Origin of the sequence: Xanthomonas sp. NCPPB 1068 (assembly GCF_041479385.2) — a bacterium.
Taxonomy (GTDB): Bacteria; Pseudomonadota; Gammaproteobacteria; order Xanthomonadales; family Xanthomonadaceae; genus Xanthomonas; species Xanthomonas cannabis.
In genome coordinates this window covers 3623166-3644467 of sequence record NZ_CM192986.1, presented here as the reverse complement: position 1 = coordinate 3644467, position 21302 = coordinate 3623166, and the positions used below count along the sequence as shown (strand labels likewise).

General features: G+C 66.0%; 25 protein-coding genes and 1 tRNA gene. 3 read left to right on the top strand and 23 right to left on the bottom strand.

What is annotated here, in order from left to right; all coding sequences use genetic code 11:
• Window positions 1-25: 25 nt before the first annotated feature.
• The 3 genes from mscL to ACCQ12_RS15525 all read right to left on the bottom strand — a co-directional run bounded on the left by mscL (window position 26) and on the right by ACCQ12_RS15525 (window position 1729).
• Entirely contained in the window at window positions 26-457 is a 432-nt protein-coding gene (gene mscL, locus ACCQ12_RS15535) for a large-conductance mechanosensitive channel protein MscL (protein WP_039415313.1), read from the bottom strand.
• Between the two features lie 60 nt (window positions 458-517).
• Window positions 518-1231: a fumarylacetoacetate hydrolase family protein gene (locus tag ACCQ12_RS15530; protein ID WP_047693075.1), complete on the bottom strand. Its 714-nt coding sequence runs from the start codon at window positions 1229-1231 to the stop codon at window positions 518-520.
• Between the two features lie 222 nt (window positions 1232-1453).
• A complete protein-coding gene (locus tag ACCQ12_RS15525; RefSeq protein WP_047693074.1) occupies window positions 1454-1729 on the bottom strand; it encodes a membrane protein in 276 nt (91 codons plus the stop codon).
• Between the two features lie 252 nt (window positions 1730-1981).
• On the opposite strand from ACCQ12_RS15525, the gene ACCQ12_RS15520 reads away from it, so the two are divergent.
• Window positions 1982-2323, top strand: a complete 342-nt coding sequence (locus ACCQ12_RS15520; RefSeq protein ID WP_166744823.1) for a Rieske (2Fe-2S) protein — start codon at window positions 1982-1984, stop codon at window positions 2321-2323.
• Between the two features lie 171 nt (window positions 2324-2494).
• Here the strand turns inward: ACCQ12_RS15520 and ACCQ12_RS15515 are convergent, their stop codons facing one another.
• The 4 genes from ACCQ12_RS15515 to thiS all read right to left on the bottom strand — a co-directional run bounded on the left by ACCQ12_RS15515 (window position 2495) and on the right by thiS (window position 6499).
• Window positions 2495-4357 carry an SLC13 family permease gene (locus ACCQ12_RS15515; protein ID WP_047693072.1) on the bottom strand — a complete coding sequence of 621 codons (1863 nt, stop codon included), beginning with the start codon at window positions 4355-4357 and terminating at the stop codon, window positions 2495-2497.
• Window positions 4358-4423: 66 nt separating this feature from the next.
• Window positions 4424-5209, bottom strand: a complete 786-nt coding sequence (gene trmB / locus ACCQ12_RS15510) for a tRNA (guanosine(46)-N7)-methyltransferase TrmB (RefSeq protein WP_184438550.1) — start codon at window positions 5207-5209, stop codon at window positions 4424-4426.
• 246 nt (window positions 5210-5455) lie between these two features.
• The gene (locus tag ACCQ12_RS15505; RefSeq protein ID WP_039405407.1) at window positions 5456-6250 is read right to left on the bottom strand and encodes a thiazole synthase; all 795 of its coding nucleotides are present in this window, start codon (window positions 6248-6250) and stop codon (window positions 5456-5458) included.
• 48 nt (window positions 6251-6298) lie between these two features.
• Window positions 6299-6499, bottom strand: coding sequence for a sulfur carrier protein ThiS (gene thiS / locus ACCQ12_RS15500; protein ID WP_184388957.1), 201 nt, complete (start codon window positions 6497-6499; stop codon window positions 6299-6301).
• Window positions 6500-6654: 155 nt separating this feature from the next.
• Here thiS and ACCQ12_RS15495 point away from each other — a divergent pair, with 155 nt between their 5' ends.
• Both ACCQ12_RS15495 and ACCQ12_RS15490 read left to right on the top strand, forming a co-directional pair.
• Window positions 6655-8472, top strand: coding sequence for an autotransporter outer membrane beta-barrel domain-containing protein (locus ACCQ12_RS15495; protein WP_506191666.1), 1818 nt, complete (start codon window positions 6655-6657; stop codon window positions 8470-8472).
• Window positions 8473-8590: 118 nt separating this feature from the next.
• Window positions 8591-8664: transfer RNA gene (locus tag ACCQ12_RS15490), tRNA-Gly, on the top strand.
• A gap of 59 nt (window positions 8665-8723) precedes the next feature.
• Here ACCQ12_RS15490 and ACCQ12_RS15485 read toward each other — a convergent pair.
• From ACCQ12_RS15485 to ACCQ12_RS15410, 16 genes are all read right to left on the bottom strand, one after another.
• Window positions 8724-9746: a tyrosine-type recombinase/integrase gene (locus ACCQ12_RS15485; protein ID WP_372383635.1), complete on the bottom strand. Its 1023-nt coding sequence runs from the start codon at window positions 9744-9746 to the stop codon at window positions 8724-8726.
• Complete coding sequence (locus ACCQ12_RS15480) at window positions 9746-9952, bottom strand: DUF4224 domain-containing protein (protein ID WP_372382171.1); 207 nt, start codon at window positions 9950-9952, stop codon at window positions 9746-9748. The genes ACCQ12_RS15485 and ACCQ12_RS15480 overlap by 1 nt, the downstream gene beginning before the upstream one ends.
• A complete protein-coding gene (locus ACCQ12_RS15475; RefSeq protein ID WP_372382170.1) occupies window positions 9945-10601 on the bottom strand; it encodes an ASCH domain-containing protein in 657 nt (218 codons plus the stop codon). The genes ACCQ12_RS15480 and ACCQ12_RS15475 overlap by 8 nt, the downstream gene beginning before the upstream one ends.
• Window positions 10594-11034 (bottom strand): hypothetical protein, encoded by a 441-nt coding sequence (locus ACCQ12_RS15470; protein WP_372382169.1) that lies wholly within the window; start codon window positions 11032-11034, stop codon window positions 10594-10596. The genes ACCQ12_RS15475 and ACCQ12_RS15470 overlap by 8 nt, the downstream gene beginning before the upstream one ends.
• Window positions 11035-11036: 2 nt before the next feature.
• Window positions 11037-11249 carry a hypothetical protein gene (locus tag ACCQ12_RS15465; protein ID WP_372382168.1) on the bottom strand — a complete coding sequence of 71 codons (213 nt, stop codon included), beginning with the start codon at window positions 11247-11249 and terminating at the stop codon, window positions 11037-11039.
• Window positions 11246-12784 carry a DNA methyltransferase gene (locus ACCQ12_RS15460; RefSeq protein ID WP_372383634.1) on the bottom strand — a complete coding sequence of 513 codons (1539 nt, stop codon included), beginning with the start codon at window positions 12782-12784 and terminating at the stop codon, window positions 11246-11248. Before ACCQ12_RS15460 ends, ACCQ12_RS15465 begins: the two co-directional genes overlap by 4 nt.
• A 29-nt stretch (window positions 12785-12813) precedes the next feature.
• A complete protein-coding gene (locus ACCQ12_RS15455; protein ID WP_372383633.1) occupies window positions 12814-13029 on the bottom strand; it encodes an endonuclease VII domain-containing protein in 216 nt (71 codons plus the stop codon).
• A gap of 1200 nt (window positions 13030-14229) precedes the next feature.
• A complete protein-coding gene (locus ACCQ12_RS15450) occupies window positions 14230-16341 on the bottom strand; it encodes a DNA cytosine methyltransferase (RefSeq protein ID WP_372382167.1) in 2112 nt (703 codons plus the stop codon).
• A complete protein-coding gene (locus ACCQ12_RS15445; RefSeq protein ID WP_016850478.1) occupies window positions 16334-16489 on the bottom strand; it encodes a hypothetical protein in 156 nt (51 codons plus the stop codon). The genes ACCQ12_RS15450 and ACCQ12_RS15445 overlap by 8 nt, the downstream gene beginning before the upstream one ends.
• The gene (locus ACCQ12_RS15440) at window positions 16486-16743 is read right to left on the bottom strand and encodes a hypothetical protein (RefSeq protein WP_372382166.1); all 258 of its coding nucleotides are present in this window, start codon (window positions 16741-16743) and stop codon (window positions 16486-16488) included. Before ACCQ12_RS15440 ends, ACCQ12_RS15445 begins: the two co-directional genes overlap by 4 nt.
• Window positions 16743-16928 carry a hypothetical protein gene (locus ACCQ12_RS15435; protein ID WP_372382165.1) on the bottom strand — a complete coding sequence of 62 codons (186 nt, stop codon included), beginning with the start codon at window positions 16926-16928 and terminating at the stop codon, window positions 16743-16745. The genes ACCQ12_RS15440 and ACCQ12_RS15435 overlap by 1 nt, the downstream gene beginning before the upstream one ends.
• Window positions 16925-17152 (bottom strand): hypothetical protein, encoded by a 228-nt coding sequence (locus tag ACCQ12_RS15430; protein ID WP_372382164.1) that lies wholly within the window; start codon window positions 17150-17152, stop codon window positions 16925-16927. The genes ACCQ12_RS15435 and ACCQ12_RS15430 overlap by 4 nt, the downstream gene beginning before the upstream one ends.
• Window positions 17152-18831, bottom strand: coding sequence for a hypothetical protein (locus tag ACCQ12_RS15425; protein ID WP_372383632.1), 1680 nt, complete (start codon window positions 18829-18831; stop codon window positions 17152-17154). Before ACCQ12_RS15425 ends, ACCQ12_RS15430 begins: the two co-directional genes overlap by 1 nt.
• Before the next feature lie 80 nt (window positions 18832-18911).
• Entirely contained in the window at window positions 18912-19766 is an 855-nt protein-coding gene (bet, locus tag ACCQ12_RS15420; RefSeq protein WP_372382163.1) for a phage recombination protein Bet, read from the bottom strand.
• Window positions 19767-20407: 641 nt separating this feature from the next.
• Entirely contained in the window at window positions 20408-20686 is a 279-nt protein-coding gene (locus ACCQ12_RS15415; RefSeq protein WP_372382162.1) for a KTSC domain-containing protein, read from the bottom strand.
• Window positions 20683-21285 (bottom strand): hypothetical protein, encoded by a 603-nt coding sequence (locus tag ACCQ12_RS15410; RefSeq protein WP_372382161.1) that lies wholly within the window; start codon window positions 21283-21285, stop codon window positions 20683-20685. The genes ACCQ12_RS15415 and ACCQ12_RS15410 overlap by 4 nt, the downstream gene beginning before the upstream one ends.
• Window positions 21286-21302: the final 17 nt, after the last annotated feature.

Below are 21302 nucleotides of genomic sequence, written 5' to 3'. Positions count from 1 at the left end.
CGAAGCGCGCGTTGGTTGCGCCCGCTTACAGCGCGCCCGGCGTCTTGAGCGTGTCGGTCTTGAGCGAGTCGCGAATCTCGCGCAGCAGCAGCACTTCTTCGCTCGGGCCCTTGGGCGCGTCGGGCTTGCGATGGCTCAGGCGGTTGATCAGCTTGACCACCAGGAAGATCGCAAACGCGATGATCACGAACTGCACCACGGTGTTGATGAAATCACCGTAGCCGACCACCACGGCCGGAATCTCCTTGCCGGTGGCATCCACTTCCGCAGGCTTGAGCACCCACGCCAGGCGTGAGAAATCCACATTTCCGATGGCCCAACCGATCGGCGGCATGATGATCTTTTCCACCAGCGCGGTGACGATCTTGCCGAACGCCGCACCGATGACCACACCGACAGCCAGGTCGATGACATTGCCGCGCATCGCGAATTGCTTGAATTCGCTGACCATTCCCATATCGCACTCCTGATGCGGTCGCGGACCAACTGCCGCGGCCCGATCGTAGCCCGGCCGATGTCAGCCCGCGATGATGCCGTGGCGTTCGGCGACGTTTTCCAGGCGAGCACTGAACTGATCACCCGGCAGCAGCGGGCCGACGCCGGCCGGCGTGCCCATGAAGATCAGATCGCCCGCACGCAGTGCATACAGCTTGGACAGCTCATGCAAAATCTCCGGCACGTTCCAGATCATCTGGTCCAGCAACGATTGCTGGCGCACCTGTCCGTTGACCTCCAGCGACAGATTCAGCGCCTCCAGCGCGCCGACTTCGCCGGCATGCACCAACTCGCTGACCGGTGCGGAATGGTCGAAGCCTTTCGCGATATCCCACGGCAGGCCCTTGGCCTTGGCAGCGGCCTGCAGATCGCGGCGGGTCAGATCCAGGCCCACGCCATAACCGTAGATCAGGCGCTCGGCCTGCTCCACCGGCAATTCGCCCTCAGGTGCATCGCTGCCGAGTGCCACCACCAGCTCCACCTCGTGATGCAGCTCCCTGGTGCCGGGCGGGTAGGGGATCTGGTCGCCGTGACCGACCACGATGGCATCGGCAGGCTTCATGAAAAAGGTCGGCTGACCGCGCTCGGCCTTGGACGCCGGCGCACTGGCGCCCATCTCGCGCGCGTGGTCGGCGAAGTTACGCCCCACACAATAGATGCGGTGCACCGGAAAACTGCCGCCACCCACCACCGGAATGCGCGGAACATCGGCGGCGGGAATCACATCGTGGGTCATGCGCGCATCCTCGAACGGGGGACGCGTGAGTCTAGCCGCTTGGCTGTGTACGACGGAACCTTCACTGCTGAAACGCGCGTGGACGACCGCCGGCACGGCGAGGACCAACATGTTCAGGCCCGCAATGCAGATCGGCATGTGCGAGCACATGCCGATGCAGGTAGCGGGGTTTCATTCCCGCGGCGAGACGCTGCGGGATGTAGAGCGCAGGCGTGTGGACGCTCAGTGCGACATCGGCAACGCGGGCTTGCGTACCACGCGGTACTCGGCATCGACCACGCGCGCCTGCTGCGGGGGGCTACGGTGCGACTTGCTCAGGACCTTCCAGGCAATACCGCCCAGTATCATGGCCGCGCCGACAAACACGCTGAAGAAGATCAGCACCGCAAGAATCGCCAGGCCTGCCAGGCCGGCAGCAACGCGCACCAATGGGTGACGCGGCTTGCGGGGCGCAAACAGGGAATGGAGGTTGCCGTATTGGAACAAGCGTGCAGGCATGGCGGTGGGCTGCCGGGCAGGAAACAAGCGCGAAGTATCGTTGCGGTTTCATGTCATTGAGTGAAAACTTCGTTAATCCAACGCCAGTTTTGTTAAACGCATCACATGCGGCGCGCCGACCGAGGTCTGCCGTAGCCAAGGTGTACGGGTTATCGCCCAGTCCTGCGGTCACTCACGCCCGGCACGCAGCGCGCCGACGCGCGCGCAGTCGCATGCCACAATCGGCGGCCACTCTTCACTCTTTCAAGGTCTATGTCCTCGTCTTCCTCGACCACACGCATCGCGTTGACGCAGATTCCCGATGCTGGAGTGCTGGAAGTCGAAGCAGCGTTGGGCGAGGGCACCGAGTCGCTGGTGGTGTATCGCCAGGGCCTGCAGGTGCGCGCGTGGTTGAACATCTGCCCGCACGCCGGCCGCCGGCTGGACTGGGCACCGGGGCAGTTCCTCACGACCAAGGATGGCCACCTGGTCTGCGCAGCCCATGGCGCCGCGTTCGAGCTTGATGCCGGCGAATGCATCAGCGGGCCCTGTCGCGGGCAGTCGCTGGTAGCGGTGCCGGTGCGTGTCGAGGGCGAGCAGGTGGTACTGGGGTAGCGCCGCATCAGGTGCGTGAGCGCCGGCAACTGGCGCACGCAGGGATGTGCGCTGCATTGCAATGCTGTTCAACGCGACGGTGCCGCGCAGGGGGCGTTACTGCGCGCTTGCCTGCGATATGCCCGGCGCGATCGAAGACGAGCGCCAGTATCATGGCCTTGGGCCCCGGCTCTAACGCGCCGCCCACCAGAACATCAGGTTGATCATCGACACCATCACCACGATGTAGATCAGCGACAACGGCGCGCCCACGCGCCACAGTTCGCGCGGTTGATAGTTGGCCGGGCCGGCCACCATCGAGATCACCGGGTTGGAGGCGGTCATCAGATTGTTGGAGGCCGACAACGCCACGATCAGCGCAAACGCCGTCGGGTTGCCATTGGCGGCCAGCGCCAGATTCACCGCAATCGGCACCATCACGATGGTCGCACCCACATGGCTGATCACCAGCGAGAACGCGGTGGTCAGCAAGGCCAGGCTGATTTCCAGCGCCCAGACCGGAATGCCTTCGGGCAGCCGGTCGATGGTGTGGCCGGCGACCCAGGCCGCAGTGCCGCTGCTGTCCATGGCCCAGCCGAGCGGGATCAGCCCGGCCATCATGAAGATGGTCTTCCAGTTGATCGAGGCGTAGGCCTCGTCCATGCGCAGCACGCCGCTGACCAGCATGCAGGCCACGCCGGTCATCAGCGTTAGCGCCACCGGCAGGCGCGAGGTCAGTGCGATCAAGATGGTGAAGGCAAAGATCGCCATCGCGATCTTGAACTTGTGCGGGCGCTGCTCGCCTTTCGGGAAGTCGGTAACCGGCACGAAATCGCGGCTTTCCGCCGCCTGCGCCAGGTCCTGCCAGATGCTGTGGAACACCAGCATGTCGCCGGCGCGCAGCGGCACGTTGCGTACGTCCTCGCGGATGACCTGCTTGTCGCGGTTGATCGCAAGCAGGCTGATGCCGGCCTGCTTGCGCAGCCGCAGCTCGCCAGCACTCTTGCCGATCAACCGCGAGTTGGGCGGGATCAGCGCCTCGGAAATGCCTGCAAGACTGGGGTTGAACAGGTCGCCCAGGTTGCGCAGCCGCGAGGACATGCGCAGGAAGTGGTTCTGCGCAAAATCGTTCACCTCCTGGCGCGGCCCCATGGCGCCGAGCACGCTGCCCACCCAGATGCGCATGTCCGCCGGTGGGGCCAGGCGAGTGTCGTTGCCGGTCTTCAGGGCCAGCAGCAACGGCGCGTCATGGATGGCCTCGGCCTCGCCAAGAGTCATGCCGACCAAGGGGCTTTCGGCGGTCACGGTGAGTTCGAACACGTCGCCGTCGATGCCGTAGGTCTTGGCGAAATAGCTTTCGGTGCGCGAGGGCGTGACGCCTTCGTTGATCAGGCGTTCTTCTTCGATCAGCTTGCGGTCGCCGTAGAAGCGGAAGTACAGCAGTGCGGCGATCAGCAGCGCCACACCGATCGGCAATGGCGCAAACATGGTCAACGGTTCGATGCTGGCCATGCCCGAGGGCAGGTTGTTGTTGGCCGAGACCAGCAGGTCGTTGAGCAGGATCAGCGGCGAATTACCCACCATGGTGAGCGCGCCGCCCATCACGATCGCCGCGGCGATCGGCAACAACATGCGCTGCAGGGTGAGCCCGGTACGCGCGGCCAGCCGCGAGGCGACCGGCAGATACAGGGCCATCACCGACGGGTTCTGCATGAACGACGAATTCAAGCCGGAGATCGCCAGCGTCATCATCATCAGGCGCTGCTCGCTGCCGTGCGAACGCCGCAGCAGCCAGGTGGCCAACCGGTTCAATGCACCGGTGCGCTCCAGCCCCGCGCCAAGAATGGTGGTGGCGATGATGCTCATCACCGCATTACCGGAAAAACCACCGAACAGTTCTTCCGGCGCCACCAACCCGGTGACCCCGAGCACCACCAGCACGATCAAGGCCACCACGTCGGCGCGGATTCGCTCGAACAGAAACATCGCCATCGTGAAACCGACCAGCCCGAGGACGAGCTTCATATCGTTGGTCAGCGTCAGCGCGGTGTCCATTTGGGGGCCGGGAATGGGGAGTCGGGAATGGGGAATTGGCAGAGCGAAAAATGCTGACGCTGTGGGTTACCCGGGCGACGCGGGTATCTGCCCTTGCGATTCCCGATTCCCAATTCCCCATTCCCGGTCATAAACCAGATCCCACACGCCGTGCCCAAGCTTCTGGCCGCGGGTTTCGAAGTGGGTCTGCGGGCGCCAGGCGGGGCGTTCGACGTGGCCGCGCGGGCCGGCGCGGTTGACCAGGCCCGGTGTGGCGTCGAGCACGTCCCACATCTGCTCGGCGTAATCGGCCCAGTCGGTGGCCGCGTGCAGGCGGCCACCCTCGCGCAGCTTGCGCACCACCAGCTGCACGAACGCCGGCTGGATCAGGCGACGCTTGTTGTGGCGCTTCTTGTGCCACGGGTCGGGGAAATAGATGCGCACCTCGTCCAGCGCGCCATCGGCGATCTCGTGTTCGAGCACTTCCACCGCATCGTGGTGATACAGGCGCACATGCGTGCTGCCATCCTCGTCAAGCGCGTTGAGCAGACGGCCCACGCCGGGCGCATGCACCTCGATGCCGATGTAATCGCGGCTGGGGTCCTGCTGCGCGGCGAAGCGTAACGCCGCACCATTGCCGAAGCCGATCTCCAGCACCTTGGGCGCGTCGCGTCCGAACGTGGCAGCCAGATCGCGCGGGGCACCGGTGTAGTCCAGCCCGAAACGCGGCCACAACTCATCGAACGCACGCTGCTGCGCAGGCGTGAAGCGGCCCTGGCGCAGCACGAAGCTGCGCACCTGTCGGCGGCCTTCTTCGATGGTGAAAGGTTTGGGCGGCATCTTGGCGCCGTCGCTGGTGAAAGGGTCAGTCATGAATTAAGTCATCGGCGAAACGAGAGCCCCTCTCCCACCGGGGCGAGGAGGCACAGTTTGCGCGCCATGGGCGCGCGTGCCTGGGAGCGCCCGCGACGCAGGCGCGGGCCGGGGCGCGCGGTTTGGGGTGAGGGTACGGCGTGAGGGGTGCGCTCGCAGCAACGCGCGATCTGGCAGCGGTCATATCCGGCACTCCGCACTGCCAATCATTGCGCCTCGGCCGCAATGTCAACGCAGACCACCCACTCATCCAATCACACCATCCACCGGGCTCGATGCCGATGCATAGCGCTTGCGCGGAATCCGCCCGGCCAGAAACGCTTCGCGCCCAGCCTCGATCGCCTTGCGCATCGCGCTGGCCATCAGGATCGGGTCGCGCGCGCCGGCAATGGCGGTGTTCATCAACACGCCGTCGCAGCCCAGCTCCATCGCGATCGCCGCGTCCGAGGCGGTGCCTACGCCTGCGTCGACAATGATCGGCACCTTGGCGTTCTCGATGATTTCCAGCAGGTTGTACTTGTTCTGGATACCCAGGCCGGAGCCGATCGGCGCGGCCAGCGGCATTACCGCTACGCAGCCGATCTCTTCCAAGCGCTTGGCCAGGATCGGATCGTCGGAGGTATAGACCATCACCTCGAAGCCATCGGCCACCAGCTGCTCGGCGGCCTTGAGCGTCTGCACCACATCTGGATACAGCGTGCGCTCGTCGCCCAGCACCTCCAGCTTGGTGAGGTTATGGCCGTCCAGCAGCTCGCGCGCAAGCCGGCAGGTGCGCACCGCGTCGTCGGCGGTGTAGCAGCCGGCGGTGTTGGGCAGCAGGGTGTAGCGCTCCGGCGGCAGCACGTCGAGCAGGCTGGGCGCGTTGGGGTCCTGGCCGATGTTCACCCGGCGGATGGCCACCGTCACGATCTCGGCCGCGGCGGCCTCGGTGGCCAGGCGGGTCTCGTCCAGATCCTTGAACTTGCCGGTGCCGGTCAGCAGGCGCGAGCGATAGCGTTTGCCGGCGATGACCAGCGCATCAGAGGGGGCGGGATTCGTCATGCGGCAATTATCACCGATCGGGCGCGGATGCGCCGGCCGCGCGGGGCATCAACCGCCGCCCAACGCGTGCACGATCTCCACCACATCGCCCTCGCGCAACACATGCTCGGCGTGCCGCCCGCGCGACACGATTTCGCCATTGACCTCCACTGCCACGCGTCGCTGGGTCAGGCCTTCCTGTTCCAGCAGGGCGGCCAGCGGCAGGTGCTCGGGGAGCGAGCGCGGGGCGCCGTTGAGTTGAATGTTCATGTCATCATTGTCGCATCGCGCGCCGTCAGGGCGCGCGTTTTTGCGTTATGCGGCGATGCAGCGTGAGCGCGGGCGGCGAGGGTGAAACCATTGCCATTCGCCGGCGTACGTATGCAGGCCGGTCCGGTCCCATCCACTTTCAAGCAGGCACTCCCATGGCTTCAACACTTCGCCCGATCCGCTCCCTGATGGCGGTCGCCATCGCTATCGCGGCCACCCCGGCCATGGCCGAGCAGGCCTTCGACCAGACCGTGTTCTTCGGTGACAGCCTCACCGACAGCGGCTACTACACTCCGTTGCTGCCGGCTGCTTCGCGCCCGGTCACCGGCAAGTTCACCACCAACCCGGGTTGGGTGTGGGCCGAATATGTCGGCGACCACTTCGGCACCAACGCTGCGCCCAACGGCAATGGCCAGACCGGCGACAACTACGCTGCCGGCGGCGCGCGCATCCAGGCCAGCTCGGTCAGCGCACTCGGCGCCGCGCCGTCGGTGACCAGCCAGATCAACACCTATCTCACCGCCAATGGCGGCCGCGCCAACCCGAACGCGCTGTACAGCGTGTGGGGTGGCGCCAACGACCTGTTGGCCGCGGCCACCGTGCCGGCGCAGGCACAGGCCATCATTGGCAGCGCGGTCACCGCCCAGGTGGGCGCCGTGGCCACGCTGCAGACTGCCGGCGCGCGCTACGTGATGGTGCCGACCATTCCCGATATCGGCATCACCCCGCGCTTCCGCGCCGGCGGCGCAGCCGCCATGGCCCAGGGCACCGCAGCGGCCACCACCTACAACACCGCGCTGTTCAACGGCCTGCAATCGGCCGGCCTGCGCGTGATCCCGCTCGACACCTTCCACATGCTGCAGGAAATCGTCGCCGCGCCGGGCACCTTCGGCTTCACCAACGTCACCAACACCGCCTGCAACCCTGCACTGCCACTGCCGGCCTGCAACCCGACCAGCCTGGTCGCCGCCAACGCACCGACCACCTACGTCTTCGCCGACGGCATCCATCCGACCACGGCGGTGCACCAGATCCTGGGCGAGTACGCGATTTCGCTGCTGGAAGCGCCGCGCCTGCAGCAGGTGCTGACGCACTCGGCGCAGGCCGGTGGTCGCGCCCGTGCCGATCAGGTGGCCTGGCATCTGGACGGCAAGCCGGACGCCGACGGGCTGCGCTGGTGGGGCAGCGTGCGCGGTGACATGCAGCGCTACGACCACGCCGACCTGTACGACGGCATGGCCCCGGCCGGCCTGTTCGGCGTGGATTGGACGGCCGGCGACCTGGTGTTCGGCGGCTTTGCCGGCTTCGGCCGCATGGACGCGGACTTCGGCAACCGCAACGGCAGCTTCAAGCAGGACGACACCACCCTGGGTGGCTTCTTCGGCTGGTACACCGGCCCGGTGTGGGTCAACGCCCAGGTCAGCTACAGCTGGCTGAGCTACGACGTGGACCGTGAAGTGCAACTGGGGCCAGCGACCCGCGTGCACAGCGGCTCGCCGGACGGCAGCAATCTCACCGCCGCGCTCAACGCCGGCTATTCGCTGGGCGAAGGCAACGTCAAGTACGGCCCGGTGGCCGGCCTGACCTGGCAGAAGATCAAGCTCGACGGCTACACCGAAAGCGACGCCAGTGCCACCGCGCTGGGCTATGCCGACCAGGATATCGACTCGCTGGTCGGCCGCGTCGGCTTCCAGGTGCGCCTGGACGGCGCCGCGATCAAGCCGTACCTGCAGGCGACCTACGACCACGAGTTCAAGGACGGTGGCGAAGCCAGCGCCTGGCTGCAGTCGATGCCGGAAGTGGGCATGTACACCGTCCCGGGCCAGAACTTCGACCGCAACTACGCCACCGTGGTGCTGGGCGCCCGCACCGGCCTGTGGGGCCTGCAGAGCAACATCGGCCTGAGCACCACCACCGCCCAGCGCAGTGCCCGCGATGCGACGCTGTTCGTGAACTTCAGCGGCAATTTCTGAGCCACGCCGAACCGCTGCAGGCAGCACCTTGCAAGACACGAGGGCCGGGCAACCGGCCCTCGTCACGTCTGCGCATTGCGCCCGATGCCTACACCCGCCTAAACTCTCCCAACGCCGTGCGGGCGTAGCTCAATGGTAGAGCTGTAGCTTCCCAAGCTACTGACGTGGGTTCGATTCCCATCGCCCGCTCCATGTGCCGTAAGGCTTTCAGCGATTCGGGCCGCTCCGCAATATCCGGTGCGCTCCGCAATTCACCTCGTCGGCGTCGTCTTCGCGCCTTTGCGCTTCCGCACATAGTGCTCGGTCATCGCAACCGACGCATGCCCCAGCTGGGCCTGAGCTTGTCGGATATCGCCGGCCGAATCGGCCTTGTCCGTGCCCGCCTTGGCGCGCAGATCCCGAAACTGAAAGTCTCCCTTGTCCACGCCGGCGGCCTTGCGCGCCTGGTCGAATCGGTAGCGCAGCGCAGCCCGGCCGATCGCCAGCCCGTCCGCATCTACGATGAAGCGCGTGCTGCGCAGGGTCAGCCCTCGCTTGCGCGCAGCGATCCGATCCAGCAGCGCCGCCAGCTCGCCGGTGACGGCCATCGTCAGCTTGGTCCCGGTCTTGGCCTGCCGCACCACCAGCTCGCCCGCGCTCAGCTGCCGCTCGTCCATCGACCACACGTCGCCCACGCGCTGCCCGGTGAGGTAGGCCAGGTCCAAGGCATCGCGCAAGGTCTGGTCGCCGCGTTCGTAGACGGCGCGGAAGGTGGCATCGTCCACGTACACGTCCCGGCCGGTTTCCTTGTTCCGGCGGATGCCCTCGCAGGGGTTGGGAAGGTCGGTCAGACCCTTGCCGCGCGCCCAGTTCCACAGATGGGAGAACAGGGCGACTTCACGATTCGCGATCACCTTGGAGGCGCGCCAATCGAGATATTTCCGGATGTGCAGGGGCTTGATCGCCTCGAATGGCGCGGGCGGATCGTCGAAGAACGTCAGCAGCCAGGTCAGACAAAGGTTGTGCAGCCGCTGCGTGCCCGGCGCCTTGGTCGGGATCACCTCGGCGCGGTAGCGGTCGGCGACGTGTCGAAGGGTCAGCTGCGCATGCGCGGGGATCACGCGCGCATGCTCGATTTCCGCCCAGCGCTTGATAGCCGCGCCATAGTCGGCACCCAGCGGCGTCTCCTTGCGCGGCTTGCCGCCGTGGTCGTAGTAGTAATGCACCACGCCCGACTTCTGCTTGCGGGCGCGCAACCGCGGCACCGCGCCCGGCCTACTTGGCTTCCTACCCATCATGCGGCCTTATTGGGCGACCAGGCCGCGACCGTGCCGGCCTTCTTCTCGGACGGGTCGATCGCGCTGCGCAGCACCACCGGCCAGCCGTGCGCATCGAGGTAGTGCCGCACACCGTTCTGCTGCAGGAATCGGGCTTGCTTGGCTCGATGCGTTGTGCGGCACAGCTCGGCCACTTCGTCGCGGGATAGGCAAAGCTCAGGCATTTCCCACCTCCGGCTTGGCCTGCTGGTCGATCACCTTGAAACCGATGACCCACACCCAGGGGTTGGCGTCCCAGTCGCCGCCGGTGCTGGTCCAGATGTCGCGGAAGTCGTCGCGGTAGGTGCGGTTGCGCGTGTAATCCACGTTGTCGCCGGCGCCCTCGCGCTGTGCGTCAGCCTCGCTGATCGCCTGCAGCCGCTCGACGCGCACGTCGGTGACCTCCAGCACCAGGCGGCACGCCGAGCGCGGCATGCTCGTGCTGGAGCGCCAAGGCTCCCGATTGATCTCGCCGCCGCCCATATCCGGCTGATCGCCATCGGCTGCGTACCACAGGAAAGGGCGCAGCCCTCTCTCGTAAAGGCCGGTGGTCGGGTTCTTTTTCTCCCATGGCCTGCCGTGTGTGGCAGTGAGGTCGGCCCACGTCTCCCGCACCCACAACCGGTCGCCTGGCTGGCCGAATGGGCAGGGCACCCAGCCATCCCATTCGCCGCCGGTGACGTAGTCGGGAAACCAGGGCCAAAGCGATCCATCGTCGCGCTCCTCGATCTCGCACGGATAGCGGGGCTTCACCGCGCGCCGCGTCTGCGACTTCGCGCCGGACAGGATGGCGCGCACCATGGCGCCGTTGAAAAGGATCGTGCGCTCACGCATCGTCCTGCTCCTTCGCCGCTGCCGGCTGGGGGTGGGCTGCAAGGGTGGCAAGGGCGGCGCCTGCCCTCAGCATCAGCAGGGCATGGCTGTCAGCCATGTCTGCTCCGTGGTGCAGGCCGGCGGCAACGTCGGTAGGCTCGTCGGCGGTATACCCGGCGCTATCTTCGATGCCCTGTTCGATTTCGTCGGCCGTCTCGCGGTCGTTGGCGGCCATCTTCTGCAGAGAGTTTGCAGTTTCCGTCAGCTCACGCAGCAATCCATCCACCGGCACAGCAGCCGGCGCGGTCAGCTGCTCGAGCATCTCCGCCCAATTGCGGATTGCGACCGGTGCGTGTCCCTGGGTGACCTCGCACGTGTCCGCCACTCCCGCGTAGTTGAGCATCGAGGCAATGATTTCGGGCAGGCGCATGGATTCCGTGGCATCAGCGTTCATGGTTATTCGGTCTCCTGTTTCGCCAGGGCAGCGCGCATCTGATCGGCGCTGCCCTGGCAGGTGTTGATGGCATCCGCGCAGATGGCGCGCAAAGCCTGGTTCTCGGCGGTGACCCGCTCGATGTGGTCGGCGGCCATGGCCAGCTGCTGCCGGAGCAGATCCTTGGCCGGCTGCTTCATCCGCCGCGGCTCACGCGGGAACAGCTGCGGCTTCATGCGGCCTGGTCCTGCGCCTGCGGCTCCATCGTCGCGAACAGATCCGGCATCGCCATTTCTCGCTCGGCGGCCTGCAGGTATTTCACCCCGTCCATGAAATAGGACGTGGACAGCTCGGCGGCGCGGCCCTGGCGGCCCAGCTTCAGTGCCCGATACGGCACGGTGAACAGGCCGCCGAACGGATCGAACACGAGCTCGCCGGCATTGCTGAAGCGCTGGATCAGGCGGTCGACGATGTCGAACTGCAGCGGGCAGATGTGGTTTTCCAGGCCGCGCCGTGTCTGCTCGCCGTTGAGCGTCAGCATGCGGTTGACGTCGTGCCACACGTCCGGGTCATGGCTGCCCGGCGCCAGCGACATGAACGTGGACGGGAGCGCGCCGCGCGCCTCCAGCTCCTCGCCGATGCGCACGTGGGTCTCGTAGTCGTAGACCTCGCGTAGCGAGTACTCGGTGAACAGCTTGGCCAGCTTGTGCGGGCCCAGCTGCGCCAGCTCGTCGGCCGTCAGCTGCCGGCGGCCGCTCGAGCGCCAGAACGCATGCGCGTCCACCTGCCAGCGTGCACGCGTGTAATCCGCCTTCTGCTTGCGCACCGGCTCGTCGGCATAGCCGCGGCTGCGATCGGTCTGCGGCTTGTGCAGCAACACGATGTACTCCGGCGAGCCCACGCCCATCTTCGTGCCGTCTTTGCACTGCTCCGACCAGCCCAGGCGGTAGGTCTGGTTGTTCTCGCGCACTACGTCGGTCACGACCGTGATGAGGCCCATGTAGTCGAAGCCGTGCGAGCGGTAGTGGAAGATCGCCTCGGCGTGGAACGGGCTGACGGTCGGTACGCCGGCGCCGGTCACCGCGCCGAACTGGATCCGGTCTTTCACGTGGATGGCGGCGATGCGGCCGGGCTTGAGGATCCGCAGCAGCTGCGTGCTGAGGTGGTCCATCTGCGCCCAGAAGTGCGCGTTGTCGTCGGTGTGTCCGAAGTCGTTGTAGCTCGGGCTGTACTCGTAGTGGTTCGCGAACGGAATCGATGTCACGATCAGGTCGACGCTGTCATCGGCCATGCCGCGCGTCTCCACCACGCAGTCGTTGTTCGCGACGGTCCAGCCGGTACCGCTGGCCTCGATCCGCTCCACGCCGATCGAGCGCTGCAGCACCTGTGCCATGGCGGCCTTGCTCAAGCCGTATTCCCTGATGATCTCGCTCATTTTCTCTACCATCTCCTCGTGGCGCGTCCACTTCGCCTGCAGGCTGGCCAGCACCTCGCGCTCGCTCTCGGCGTAGATGATGTGGGCCACGCAGGGTCGTTCCTGGCCATATCGCTGGATGCGATGCATTGCCTGGATTAGGTCGTTAAATTTGTAGGTGATGCCGATAAAGACGGCTTTGTTGCACTGCTGCAGGTTCACTCCCTGTCCCAGCATCACCGGCTTGCCGATCAGCGCGTAGGTATGCTTCGCGCGCCACTCGGCCATGCGTCCTTCGTTTTCCTCGACCTCATTGCCGCCGTGAATCGAGGAATAGGTCAAGCCTGCTTTCTGCAGCGCAGCCTCGATTGCGTCCTGCTCTTCGTTTAGGTCGCACCAGATGATGATCTGGTCAGATACGACGCCGCCCGAGCCAATATCTCCGGGTCGTCCTGAAACAATCCCAGCGCCCGATTGCAGCGGCCGCAGAGGATCCCCCGCACCTGATCCGTCTTGTGGCAATGGTCCACTGGGAATCGCTTCTCCCCCGGTTTGGGCTGCGTTCCACATATCGCGCACGCTCCGGCCTGTGCCGCCAGCATCTCCGCATAAGCTACCGGCGTCAGACCGAACTTCGACCTCAGCGCGTTCACTCGCTGCCGCTCGTTGTAGCGCTGTTTGTTCGCTTCGTAATTTGCTCTGCTCCTCGCTCGCTGCTGCTCCAGCAACCGTTCCCGGTTGGCTGCGTAGTACTGTCGACGGTAGGCCTTCTGAGCTTCCGGATCCCTCATCGCATCGCGGGCTTTCTGGCTCTCCAGTGCCGCGGCTCGGTTTCGACAGTAGTAGTCCTTCGAGTATGCCTTCCGTTCCGCTGGCTTGCTGTGTGGCATTGACGATTTCCATGAGCTGGGTGAGCCGCGCCGGCAGCGTATCGCGCTTCTCGCGCGCAGCGTTTTGAAGGCCAATGGCCGAATCCCGAAATAAGTTGCCCTGTCCGTCCCGATCAGCGCCTGCACTCTTGTGATCGACGGCTACCTCTGAATATCGGACAGACAGTTCAGGCAGGTCATAGCCTTCGTCGCTGTAGCCCAGGTCCGACGGTTTCTGCAGGAACAGCGCCCAGCTGGCCACCCATAGCCAGAACTCACGTTCCTTGTGCGGGTACAGCGTCAGGTTGTTGGCCTGAGTGCTGTCGCGCTTGAACCAGCGGGTAAGCGCCTGGCCGGTATCCATGACGCCCAGGAAGCCGGCGTAATGGATCAGCTCTTTGTAGCGGTTCGGGCTGGGCGTTGCCGTGGCGACGAAGCGGTACCGGACCTCATCGAACAGGGTGAGGAACTGCTGGTAGGTCTTCGACCCGAAGCTGCGCAGCAGCGACGCCTCGTCCAGGCTCGCGGCGGTGAAGAGGTTGGGATCGAGCTTGCCGTCTCGCACGCTCTCGTAGTTGGTCAGGTGAATGCCGTCGAAGTCCGGATCCACCTCGGCGCTGGTGCGCACGAAACGCGTGTCCAGCCCGAGCTTGCCGGCGTCGCGGCGGAACTCCTGGCGCACGCCGAGCGGCACCACGATGCCAACGGCGCCGCCGGCATGTGCGCGCGCCAGCCGCATGATCTCCAGTTGCTGCATGCTCTTGCCGAGGCCGAAGCGCTGGAAGAGGGCGCGACGCCCGCCGGAGCATGCCCAAACCACGCTGTCGCGCTGGTGCGGCTTGAGAATCGGGTGCACATCATCGGGCGAGACGTCGAACCCAAGCGACGGCGCGACGCGCACCTTGCGCTTGAGGAACTCGCGATAGGGGTCAGTCATGCGGCCACCTGCAGCGGCAGCGGCTTCGTGTCGAGGTTTGCCCGCGCCAGCGCGACCAACGGCGGCGGGCTGACGCTGTTGCCGCACATGCGCACCGCAGCACTGGTGCTGATCGCCCGGCCGTCGGCGGTGTGCGTGATCCGGTAGCTGGTGGGGAAGCCCTGCGCGCGGAACAGCTCGTGCGGCTTGAGCATGCGCAGGCCGATATCGACGATGACGTAGGGCGTGCCCTGGATCACGACGGTGACCAGCGCCAGCCGGTCCTTGGTAGTGACCGTGTCCAGCGGGTCGGCCAGGGACGGCACGTTGGCGCCTGTCCCGTAGTACTTCACGAGGAACGCGGCCACCTGCAGCGCGCCGGCCTGCTGCTCGGCGCTCAGCGTGCACTCGATCATGCCGTGGTGCACGGTGCTGGCGCACACCGTGCCCAGCGGCTCGTCTGCTGCCCGCCCATGGGTGTTGTTGCGCATCGTCACCACGTGCGCCGTGGCGAGCTGCTGCTGGCTGCCGGTCGCGGTGATCGTGCTCATGGGCTCGCGCGCATCGCGGCCCCCACCTTCGTAGAAGCCGCCGTTCGCCTGCTCAAGAAATGCGGTCATCAGGCCTTGCCCGCCGCCGCTGGCGACGATGGTGCCGATCGGACCCTGGATATCGTTGATGCCGTGGCTGAAGCGCTTGCCGGGCGTCTTCCCCTCGCCATGGCCCATCTGCACGAGGCACGGTGCGGCAACGGCGTGCTTCACGCCGCCGGCAACGACGGTGCCGAGCGGTTGCTGCAGGTCCAGTGCACGCGGTGCTTGTCCCTCTCGCTCGCCATAGCCGGTCTGCACCAGGGTCGGCGCGATCAGGCCTAATGCGTGCGCGGCACCTGCAGGGCGCTTGGCGCCGCCGCCGGCAGTGATCGTCGGTACCGGGTCGGTGACCGGGCGTCCGTCGCTGTCGCCGCGAAATTTCGCCAGCACCGGCGCCGCTGCCGAGAAATGGCCGCCCTTCACCCCGGCGCAGATTGTGCGCAGCGGCTCGTCGGTGCGCATGGTGCGCTGATTGCTGGCATTGGAGTGCTCGGTGATGAATGGCGCCAGCTCCGGCGCGACCAGCATCAGCTCGCCGCGGTGGGCGGCGGTGATCGTCGGCAGCGGCGCCTGCACGTCGTTGACCCGGTCCGAGCCCTGGTGCGTGGCCGGCACGATGAAAGGATCGGCCGACTGCAGCACGTGGCGCATGACGCCCTTGGCGATGCGGCGCAGCGTGGCGTCAGCGAGCGGCCGCTTGCGGGTAAAGATGGATGGGCAGGGCAGGGAGAAGTCCAGGCAATCGGCTGCGCGCACGCGCGGCTGCTGGCCGGGTGCGGTGCCGTGCGTCGGCGCCGGCCATACGATCGGCTCGCCGTCGCGCCGCGCCAGCAAGAACAGTCGCTCGCGGCTGGTGCCGGCGCCGTAGTCGCTGGCGTTCAGCTTGCGCCACTCCGCGCGGTAACCCTTCGACTCCAGCGCCGCCACGAACTGACGCCAGGTGCGGCCGCTGTGGCGCTTGTCCGGCACCAGCTGCTGATTCGCCACCGGCACGCGCTCGCCACGTGCTGCCACCGTGCCGTCCATCTTCAGGACGCGGCCGGTCGCCTTGCAGCGCTTGGCCACCAGCGGACCCCAGGTCAGGATCTGCCACACGTTTTCCAACGAAAGAATGCGCGGCGCGGTGTTCGTGCCGTCTCGCAAGTCGGCGCGTAGCAGCTGGCCGATCCACTTCAGCGCGACCCATGAGAGCGCCCGCGTCTTGTGGCTGCGCGGCTGGCCGCCCTTGGCCTGGCTGAAGTGCGTGCAGTCCGGCGAGGCGTGGAACCAGCCGATCGGGCGGCCGGCCACGTCCTTGCGCGGGTCGGCGTGCCAGATGTCTTCGCGGTGGTGGATCGTCAGCGGGTGGTTCGCCGCATGCATGCCAATCGCCCACTCGTCGTGGTTGTAGGCCAGTGCGGGATCGACACCCAGCGCCTGCTTTAGCGCCTCGCTGGCGCCGCCGCCGCCGGCGAACAAGTCGACCACGATCTCGCCCGGGCGCAGGCACGAGACCTGCGGAGCGGGGAAGTTGAAGGAGTGCGAGCCGTCAGCCACCGCGAGCCTCCCGCTGCGCTTCGTCGCGCAGTTCCTGCAGGGCGGGCACGTGCGTCAACCGCACCAGCTCGTCGGTCTTGCCGGCCTCGCGGGCACGGGCCAGCGCCCATTCCAGAGCAGCGAGGCGGTCGTTCGGATGCATGGTCATGCGGTAACTCCCATGGCGGCCAGGTCGATCTCGTCCACGCGGTCGCGCAGGTTCCGGCACGCGTTGCGCAGGCGCTGCGCGATATAGGCGCGCGGTTCGGCGTTGGTGAACTGCAGCGAGGACATATGGATCGCGCCGCGGTGGTCGCGGCGGAACAGCTGCCAGGTCACGACGGTCCCGTTGTCGTTGGGCGCGCGGCCCCAGCACAGACCGCGTTTGCGCTTCGGCGTGCGGCGGGTGAGGAAGCGAGACATCAGGCCTGGTCCTCAATGTAGGTTTCGACCGCAATAACGGGATCTTCTCCGTTGTCTGCTGCGCGCAGCCCAACCGTCACCATTTCAGGCGGATATCCGTGGAGGTCGTGCAGTTGTTCGATGCGCATACAGGCGTCGATATCGCCCGAGATCATCGCTTTCGTGTATCGGGAAAGCTCGCTCATGCCGCATACCTCAGCAGGTGAGTGCGCCGCACCGGGCCGTGCCACAGCGCAGCGACGTTGTTGAGCCGGATCTGCTCGGGATCACGGCGGATCGGTGCGAGCTTGGCCTGCGCCCGCTTGATGTCGTTCCGGCAGGGCGCGCAGACGCTGACGACGCGACCGCCCTGCCTTGGGAACTGGCTTTCGCGCAGGCGGCGCGCGCAGCTTGTGCAGGTGCGCAACATCAGGCGGCCTGCTGGTAGCTGTCGGTGGCGGCGCGCGCGAACACCTGCTGCATGGCGGCGAACATCGCCGGCAGCTGCGCGGCGTCGTACAGCTTCGAGGCACGTTCGATGGTCACCGGCAGGAAGCCCAGCTGCGCCAGGCCGTCGGCGGTGATCGTCAGCGGGGCAATCTTGGCGTTGATGTCGCCGAGCTTGATGCGCACCACCTGGGCTGGCGCTGGCGCGGCCAGAGACTTCACCGCCTGTGAGAGAGCGGGGGAGAGGGCAGCAGGAGCAACCGCCACCGGTGCCGACGGCGCGCGAGCAGCGGACGCAGGTGCAGAGGCAGCGACATGAGCTGCCTCGGCCTGGGCATCGGCGCGGCGCGGCGCTGCCTCGCGCTCCTCCTGCTCGCGCGCCAGCTTGTCGGCTTCTTCCTGGCGGATCTTCTCGCGCTGCGCTTCCAGCCGCTGCTCATCGACGCGCTGCTGTTCGTTGATGCGCGCGGTGATCAGGTTGCGCAGATCCTCCGGCGACTTCGTGGCGCACAGCTGCACGCGGTCATGGAACAGGCCGGCGAAGGTGCCCATCTCCATTTCCAGCACGCGCACATTGGCGCGCACGCGCTCGGCCTGCTGGCTGGCGGCGATCTTGGCGTTGGCGGCAGCGGTGCCCACGGCGTCCTGCATGCTGCTAATCGACTTCTTGCCCTTGATCACCGCGCCGATGTCGGCCGCCAGCGTTGCCGGTACCGCCAGCGCATGCGCATCGAGTCCCGCATTGATCGACGCATAGTGATCCCGCACCGACTGCACGCCATTCGCGACGATCTGGCCGCGGCGGTTGTCCTTCTCGACCTTGACCAGGTTGTGCAGCTCCAGGCGGACTCGGCGAGTTTCGGAGGAGATGTCGTCCATCGTGCGGAACACCGCGTCGATGTCGGCGGTCTGGCCGAGGATCTGCTGCTTGGTGGCCTCCAGCCGATCCTCGACGCCCTTGCACCACTTCACCGTCTGCTCGGCGTCGGCGAAGTCCTCATCCGTCTGCAGATCGCGGTTGATGCGCGAAAGCACAGACATCGCCGAGCCACGGAACTCGGCCAGGTTGGAGGCCGTGACCATGCCGGTCACCGCGATGTGCAGCGCGGGGAGATGTTGGGGAGCGCGGCCGACGGCAGGCGCAATGGCCGGCTTGTCTTCGTAGGAGCAGACGTCCCGCTCGAACTGATCCCAGCCAGCGACGACGCGCTCACGATGTTCCAGGTTGGGCGTGTACCAGCAGTGGCGCTCTTCAACCAGGTTGCCATCGGCGTCCCATTCCGATGCCATGAACAGCACCCGCTCGCCGCCGGATACCATCAGCTGCTGCTCCATCTGGATCTGGTGATAGATCGGCAGGTCGGTGCCGGTGCAGCCTTCGGTCATGCACGCGCGCAGCGTGGCGTTCAACATCTTGTGCTCGAAGAGCACGTCGCCAAGCAGCGTGAGTCCGTCAAACGACGCGGATAGCTTCCCATCCACGCCGACGCACGGGTACAGGTCTTCGCCCACAATCGCCTCTGCCAGCGGTCGCGCGAGCGCCTCGAAGCGATGGCCATCATCGAAGATCTGCTGCAGAAACCAGCTGATCTCCGATTCAACGCCGGTCGCGCGGACCTTGAGGAGCTCGCTGCGAGTGACGGACGGAAACTCGCCCAGCATCACCGGCGCCTCACTGGCGTTGAGGTGGGTTGCGCGGTGCGAGTGCCACTCGGCAGAACCCTGTATCAGGTCGACAGTATTCATGCTTTCTCTCCTTGCCCTGGGGCATCCCAATCGATAGGACCTGCATCGGCGTCTGCGCCGACTTCAGTGGATTCGTCGGCGACGTCTTCAGCCTGGTCGAACGCCTCGATCGCGATCATCTGCTCTTCGGTGAGCGAGCCCTTGGTCTTCACCATGTTGATGATCTGGCTGGCCGTCTTCTTGCCGGCCTTGATCAGCTCACCCCATGCAGGCAGGTTCTCAGCGAACTTGTCGGCCGGGTAAGCGGCCAGCTCGGTGGCGATCTGCTTGGGCGCCTGCTCTTGGCGGACTGCCGTCGCTTCGCCTTCCAAGACGCGGCCTTCCATTTCTTCGGCAGTGGGCTGCGCGCCGACGGCTTCCGGAAACGCTTTGCGTAGCGCCAGCGCCTCGGCGCACTTTTCGAGCTGACCGAAAGGGCGCTTCTTCCACATCGCGTTGGGGGCATCGCTATCGCGCTTCTGCGTGGCGTAGCTTTCGAGCCAGTAAGCCTTGGCCGAGTAGCGCACCGGATTGCCGGCGACGAGGCGGTAGACCGCGACGCTGCACCACTCCGGGTAACGCACGCGGACGCCGCCTAGGGTTTCTTCAATGGTGGGTCCGAACGTTGCTTCATCCTGGCCTGCGTATTCGCCGGTGCGGTGCGCCTTGGTGCGATACAGCTCGATGCCGGGCATGATCACATCGCGCATGCCCGCGGGACTGATCAGGCGGTTGCCTTGCTTCTTCTCCGGCACCCACATCGGGACGATGTGCACGGGCTTTGTCATCGGGTCCAACGCGCCGGCGCGGCAGTACGCCAGCACCATGTCGACCGATTCGTCGGTGGCGCCCGGGTACAGGCTGGTCTTCAACGCGGTACGAATCGCCTCGGCCTGTTCTGCGGTAACCAGCTGGCCGCCGGAGGGCTTGATCTGTGCAACTGCGTTCACTGCAATCTCCTGCCGGCAGCGCCGGCGTGTTGTCGATGGGTGGAGGGGCCGGCGGTGTAATCCCGGCTTGCTACCGCATGCTGTGGCTCCGATTACCGCGTGCGCCCGGCTAGGTTGATGCGCACGTCTCCGGCCGGCAGGTCGCCTGTTTCCCGGTTTTTGACGGAAGGCCGGAACCTTCTTTCCCATGGGCGGTGTCCCGCTTTGGGCGCTCCCAGTTGCCTAGGCATTCGCGCATCACCACTGCGCATTCCCTCCATAGCGGAGCGGCCTGGTCGTCGATACGACAGACAAGAACGCTCGTTGATCGCAAGCCGCTCCGCTATGGATAGAGGCCGGTCTTTCCCGGCGGTCAGCGGCGTTGCATCCGCACCACTCGTTCACCCATGAGCTTTCGCTGGGGCCGGTCTTTCCCGGCTGCATAGGCTTTCGCCTTCCGCTCCTTCTTGCGCACGTATCGGCGGTGCGGGCGGTTCCCTTCCTGCCTTTAACGTCTGACCTTCGAGAGTCAATGCGCGGTGCGATCGCGTCCGTGGACACCTGCCATGGATCAGGGTTCGGGATCAGGCCGCGTCGGCGAGCGGGCGGTCTTCGACCTTGCGGTAGGGCCAGCGCACCGGGTCGGCCTTGATCACCTTGTTGAAGTGGCCACCCTTCGACTCGGCCGCCTGCAGCGCGGCGAAGTCCTCGGCGGTCACGTTGTCGTAGTGGTAGAGCGAGGTGACTTCGCCCTTCCAGTTCTTGAAGCGCACCGCGAGGGTTTGGGTGTCTGCGTCGTGGCCGATCGCCGCGATCTGGCGGCTCTCGACATCGATCAGCGGAATGCGGGCGGGCGCGTTCATGCCGCAGCCTTCTGGCCGGCTTCGGCCAGGCGTGCGAGTTCGGCGGCGGCATCTGCCGAGTCCTGCGCGTCGAGCGTGTCGCTGCCTTCGCTGAGGTCTTCATCCGTGGCCTGGCGAGTAGGCGGGACGATGGAAATCTGCACCTCGCGACGCTGCATGTGGCACAGCAGCCCGGATTCATCGGTGTCCGGATGAGCGATAAGCGTGAACTTGATTCCCACGCTGCCGCCATCCAGCAACTTGAAGCCGATGTTCTTGAGCTTCGCGTCGACCAAGACGATCGGATCCTCCAAGCCGAGGCCATTGCTGATGTGTGCCTCGTAACCCGGATACTCGCCTGACCACGATGTCTCCAGGTGGGAGAAGCGAACGGCGGTCAGGTCATCCTTTTTGCTGGCCTGTAGCAGAGAGCCCTGATCACCGGACGTGGGCGCGCGGTACAGTGCTTCACGCAAACCGGGCTGGAAGTCGTTGAGCACTTCGCTGCTGGCGACCACTTCAAGGGTGATAGAGCCACCGGGCACGATCTCCGGTCCGTGCTTCTCAGAAGTCGGGTTGAACTTGACCACCTTCGCGGTGGCATCTTGTAGCTGGAACATTGGAACCTCGTCGGGTG

What these genes read in the sequence shown, in the direction of transcription:
- ACCQ12_RS15515 (WP_047693072.1), bottom strand. Translation starts at nt 4,357, where the DNA reads ATGGACACCGCGCTGACGCTGACCAACGATATGAAGCTCGTCCTCGGG.
- mscL (WP_039415313.1), bottom strand. Translation starts at nt 457, where the DNA reads ATGGGAATGGTCAGCGAATTCAAGCAATTCGCGATGCGCGGCAATGTC.
- ACCQ12_RS15445 (WP_016850478.1), bottom strand. Translation starts at nt 16,489, where the DNA reads ATGACCATGCATCCGAACGACCGCCTCGCTGCTCTGGAATGGGCGCTG.
- ACCQ12_RS15425 (WP_372383632.1), bottom strand. Translation starts at nt 18,831, where the DNA reads ATGCTGGGCGAGTTTCCGTCCGTCACTCGCAGCGAGCTCCTCAAGGTC.
- ACCQ12_RS15495 (WP_506191666.1), top strand. Translation starts at nt 6,655, where the DNA reads ATGGCTTCAACACTTCGCCCGATCCGCTCCCTGATGGCGGTCGCCATC.
- ACCQ12_RS15520 (WP_166744823.1), top strand. Translation starts at nt 1,982, where the DNA reads ATGTCCTCGTCTTCCTCGACCACACGCATCGCGTTGACGCAGATTCCC.
- ACCQ12_RS15430 (WP_372382164.1), bottom strand. Translation starts at nt 17,152, where the DNA reads ATGTTGCGCACCTGCACAAGCTGCGCGCGCCGCCTGCGCGAAAGCCAG.
- ACCQ12_RS15485 (WP_372383635.1), bottom strand. Translation starts at nt 9,746, where the DNA reads ATGGGTAGGAAGCCAAGTAGGCCGGGCGCGGTGCCGCGGTTGCGCGCC.
- ACCQ12_RS15480 (WP_372382171.1), bottom strand. Translation starts at nt 9,952, where the DNA reads ATGCCTGAGCTTTGCCTATCCCGCGACGAAGTGGCCGAGCTGTGCCGC.
- ACCQ12_RS15455 (WP_372383633.1), bottom strand. Translation starts at nt 13,029, where the DNA reads ATGCTGGCGGCACAGGCCGGAGCGTGCGCGATATGTGGAACGCAGCCC.
- ACCQ12_RS15530 (WP_047693075.1), bottom strand. Translation starts at nt 1,231, where the DNA reads ATGACCCACGATGTGATTCCCGCCGCCGATGTTCCGCGCATTCCGGTG.
- ACCQ12_RS15415 (WP_372382162.1), bottom strand. Translation starts at nt 20,686, where the DNA reads ATGAACGCGCCCGCCCGCATTCCGCTGATCGATGTCGAGAGCCGCCAG.
- ACCQ12_RS15475 (WP_372382170.1), bottom strand. Translation starts at nt 10,601, where the DNA reads ATGCGTGAGCGCACGATCCTTTTCAACGGCGCCATGGTGCGCGCCATC.
- thiS (WP_184388957.1), bottom strand. Translation starts at nt 6,499, where the DNA reads ATGAACATTCAACTCAACGGCGCCCCGCGCTCGCTCCCCGAGCACCTG.
- ACCQ12_RS15440 (WP_372382166.1), bottom strand. Translation starts at nt 16,743, where the DNA reads ATGTCTCGCTTCCTCACCCGCCGCACGCCGAAGCGCAAACGCGGTCTG.
- ACCQ12_RS15470 (WP_372382169.1), bottom strand. Translation starts at nt 11,034, where the DNA reads ATGAACGCTGATGCCACGGAATCCATGCGCCTGCCCGAAATCATTGCC.
- trmB (WP_184438550.1), bottom strand. Translation starts at nt 5,209, where the DNA reads ATGACTGACCCTTTCACCAGCGACGGCGCCAAGATGCCGCCCAAACCT.
- ACCQ12_RS15505 (WP_039405407.1), bottom strand. Translation starts at nt 6,250, where the DNA reads ATGACGAATCCCGCCCCCTCTGATGCGCTGGTCATCGCCGGCAAACGC.
- ACCQ12_RS15435 (WP_372382165.1), bottom strand. Translation starts at nt 16,928, where the DNA reads ATGAGCGAGCTTTCCCGATACACGAAAGCGATGATCTCGGGCGATATC.
- ACCQ12_RS15465 (WP_372382168.1), bottom strand. Translation starts at nt 11,249, where the DNA reads ATGAAGCCGCAGCTGTTCCCGCGTGAGCCGCGGCGGATGAAGCAGCCG.
- ACCQ12_RS15525 (WP_047693074.1), bottom strand. Translation starts at nt 1,729, where the DNA reads ATGCCTGCACGCTTGTTCCAATACGGCAACCTCCATTCCCTGTTTGCG.
- ACCQ12_RS15410 (WP_372382161.1), bottom strand. Translation starts at nt 21,285, where the DNA reads ATGTTCCAGCTACAAGATGCCACCGCGAAGGTGGTCAAGTTCAACCCG.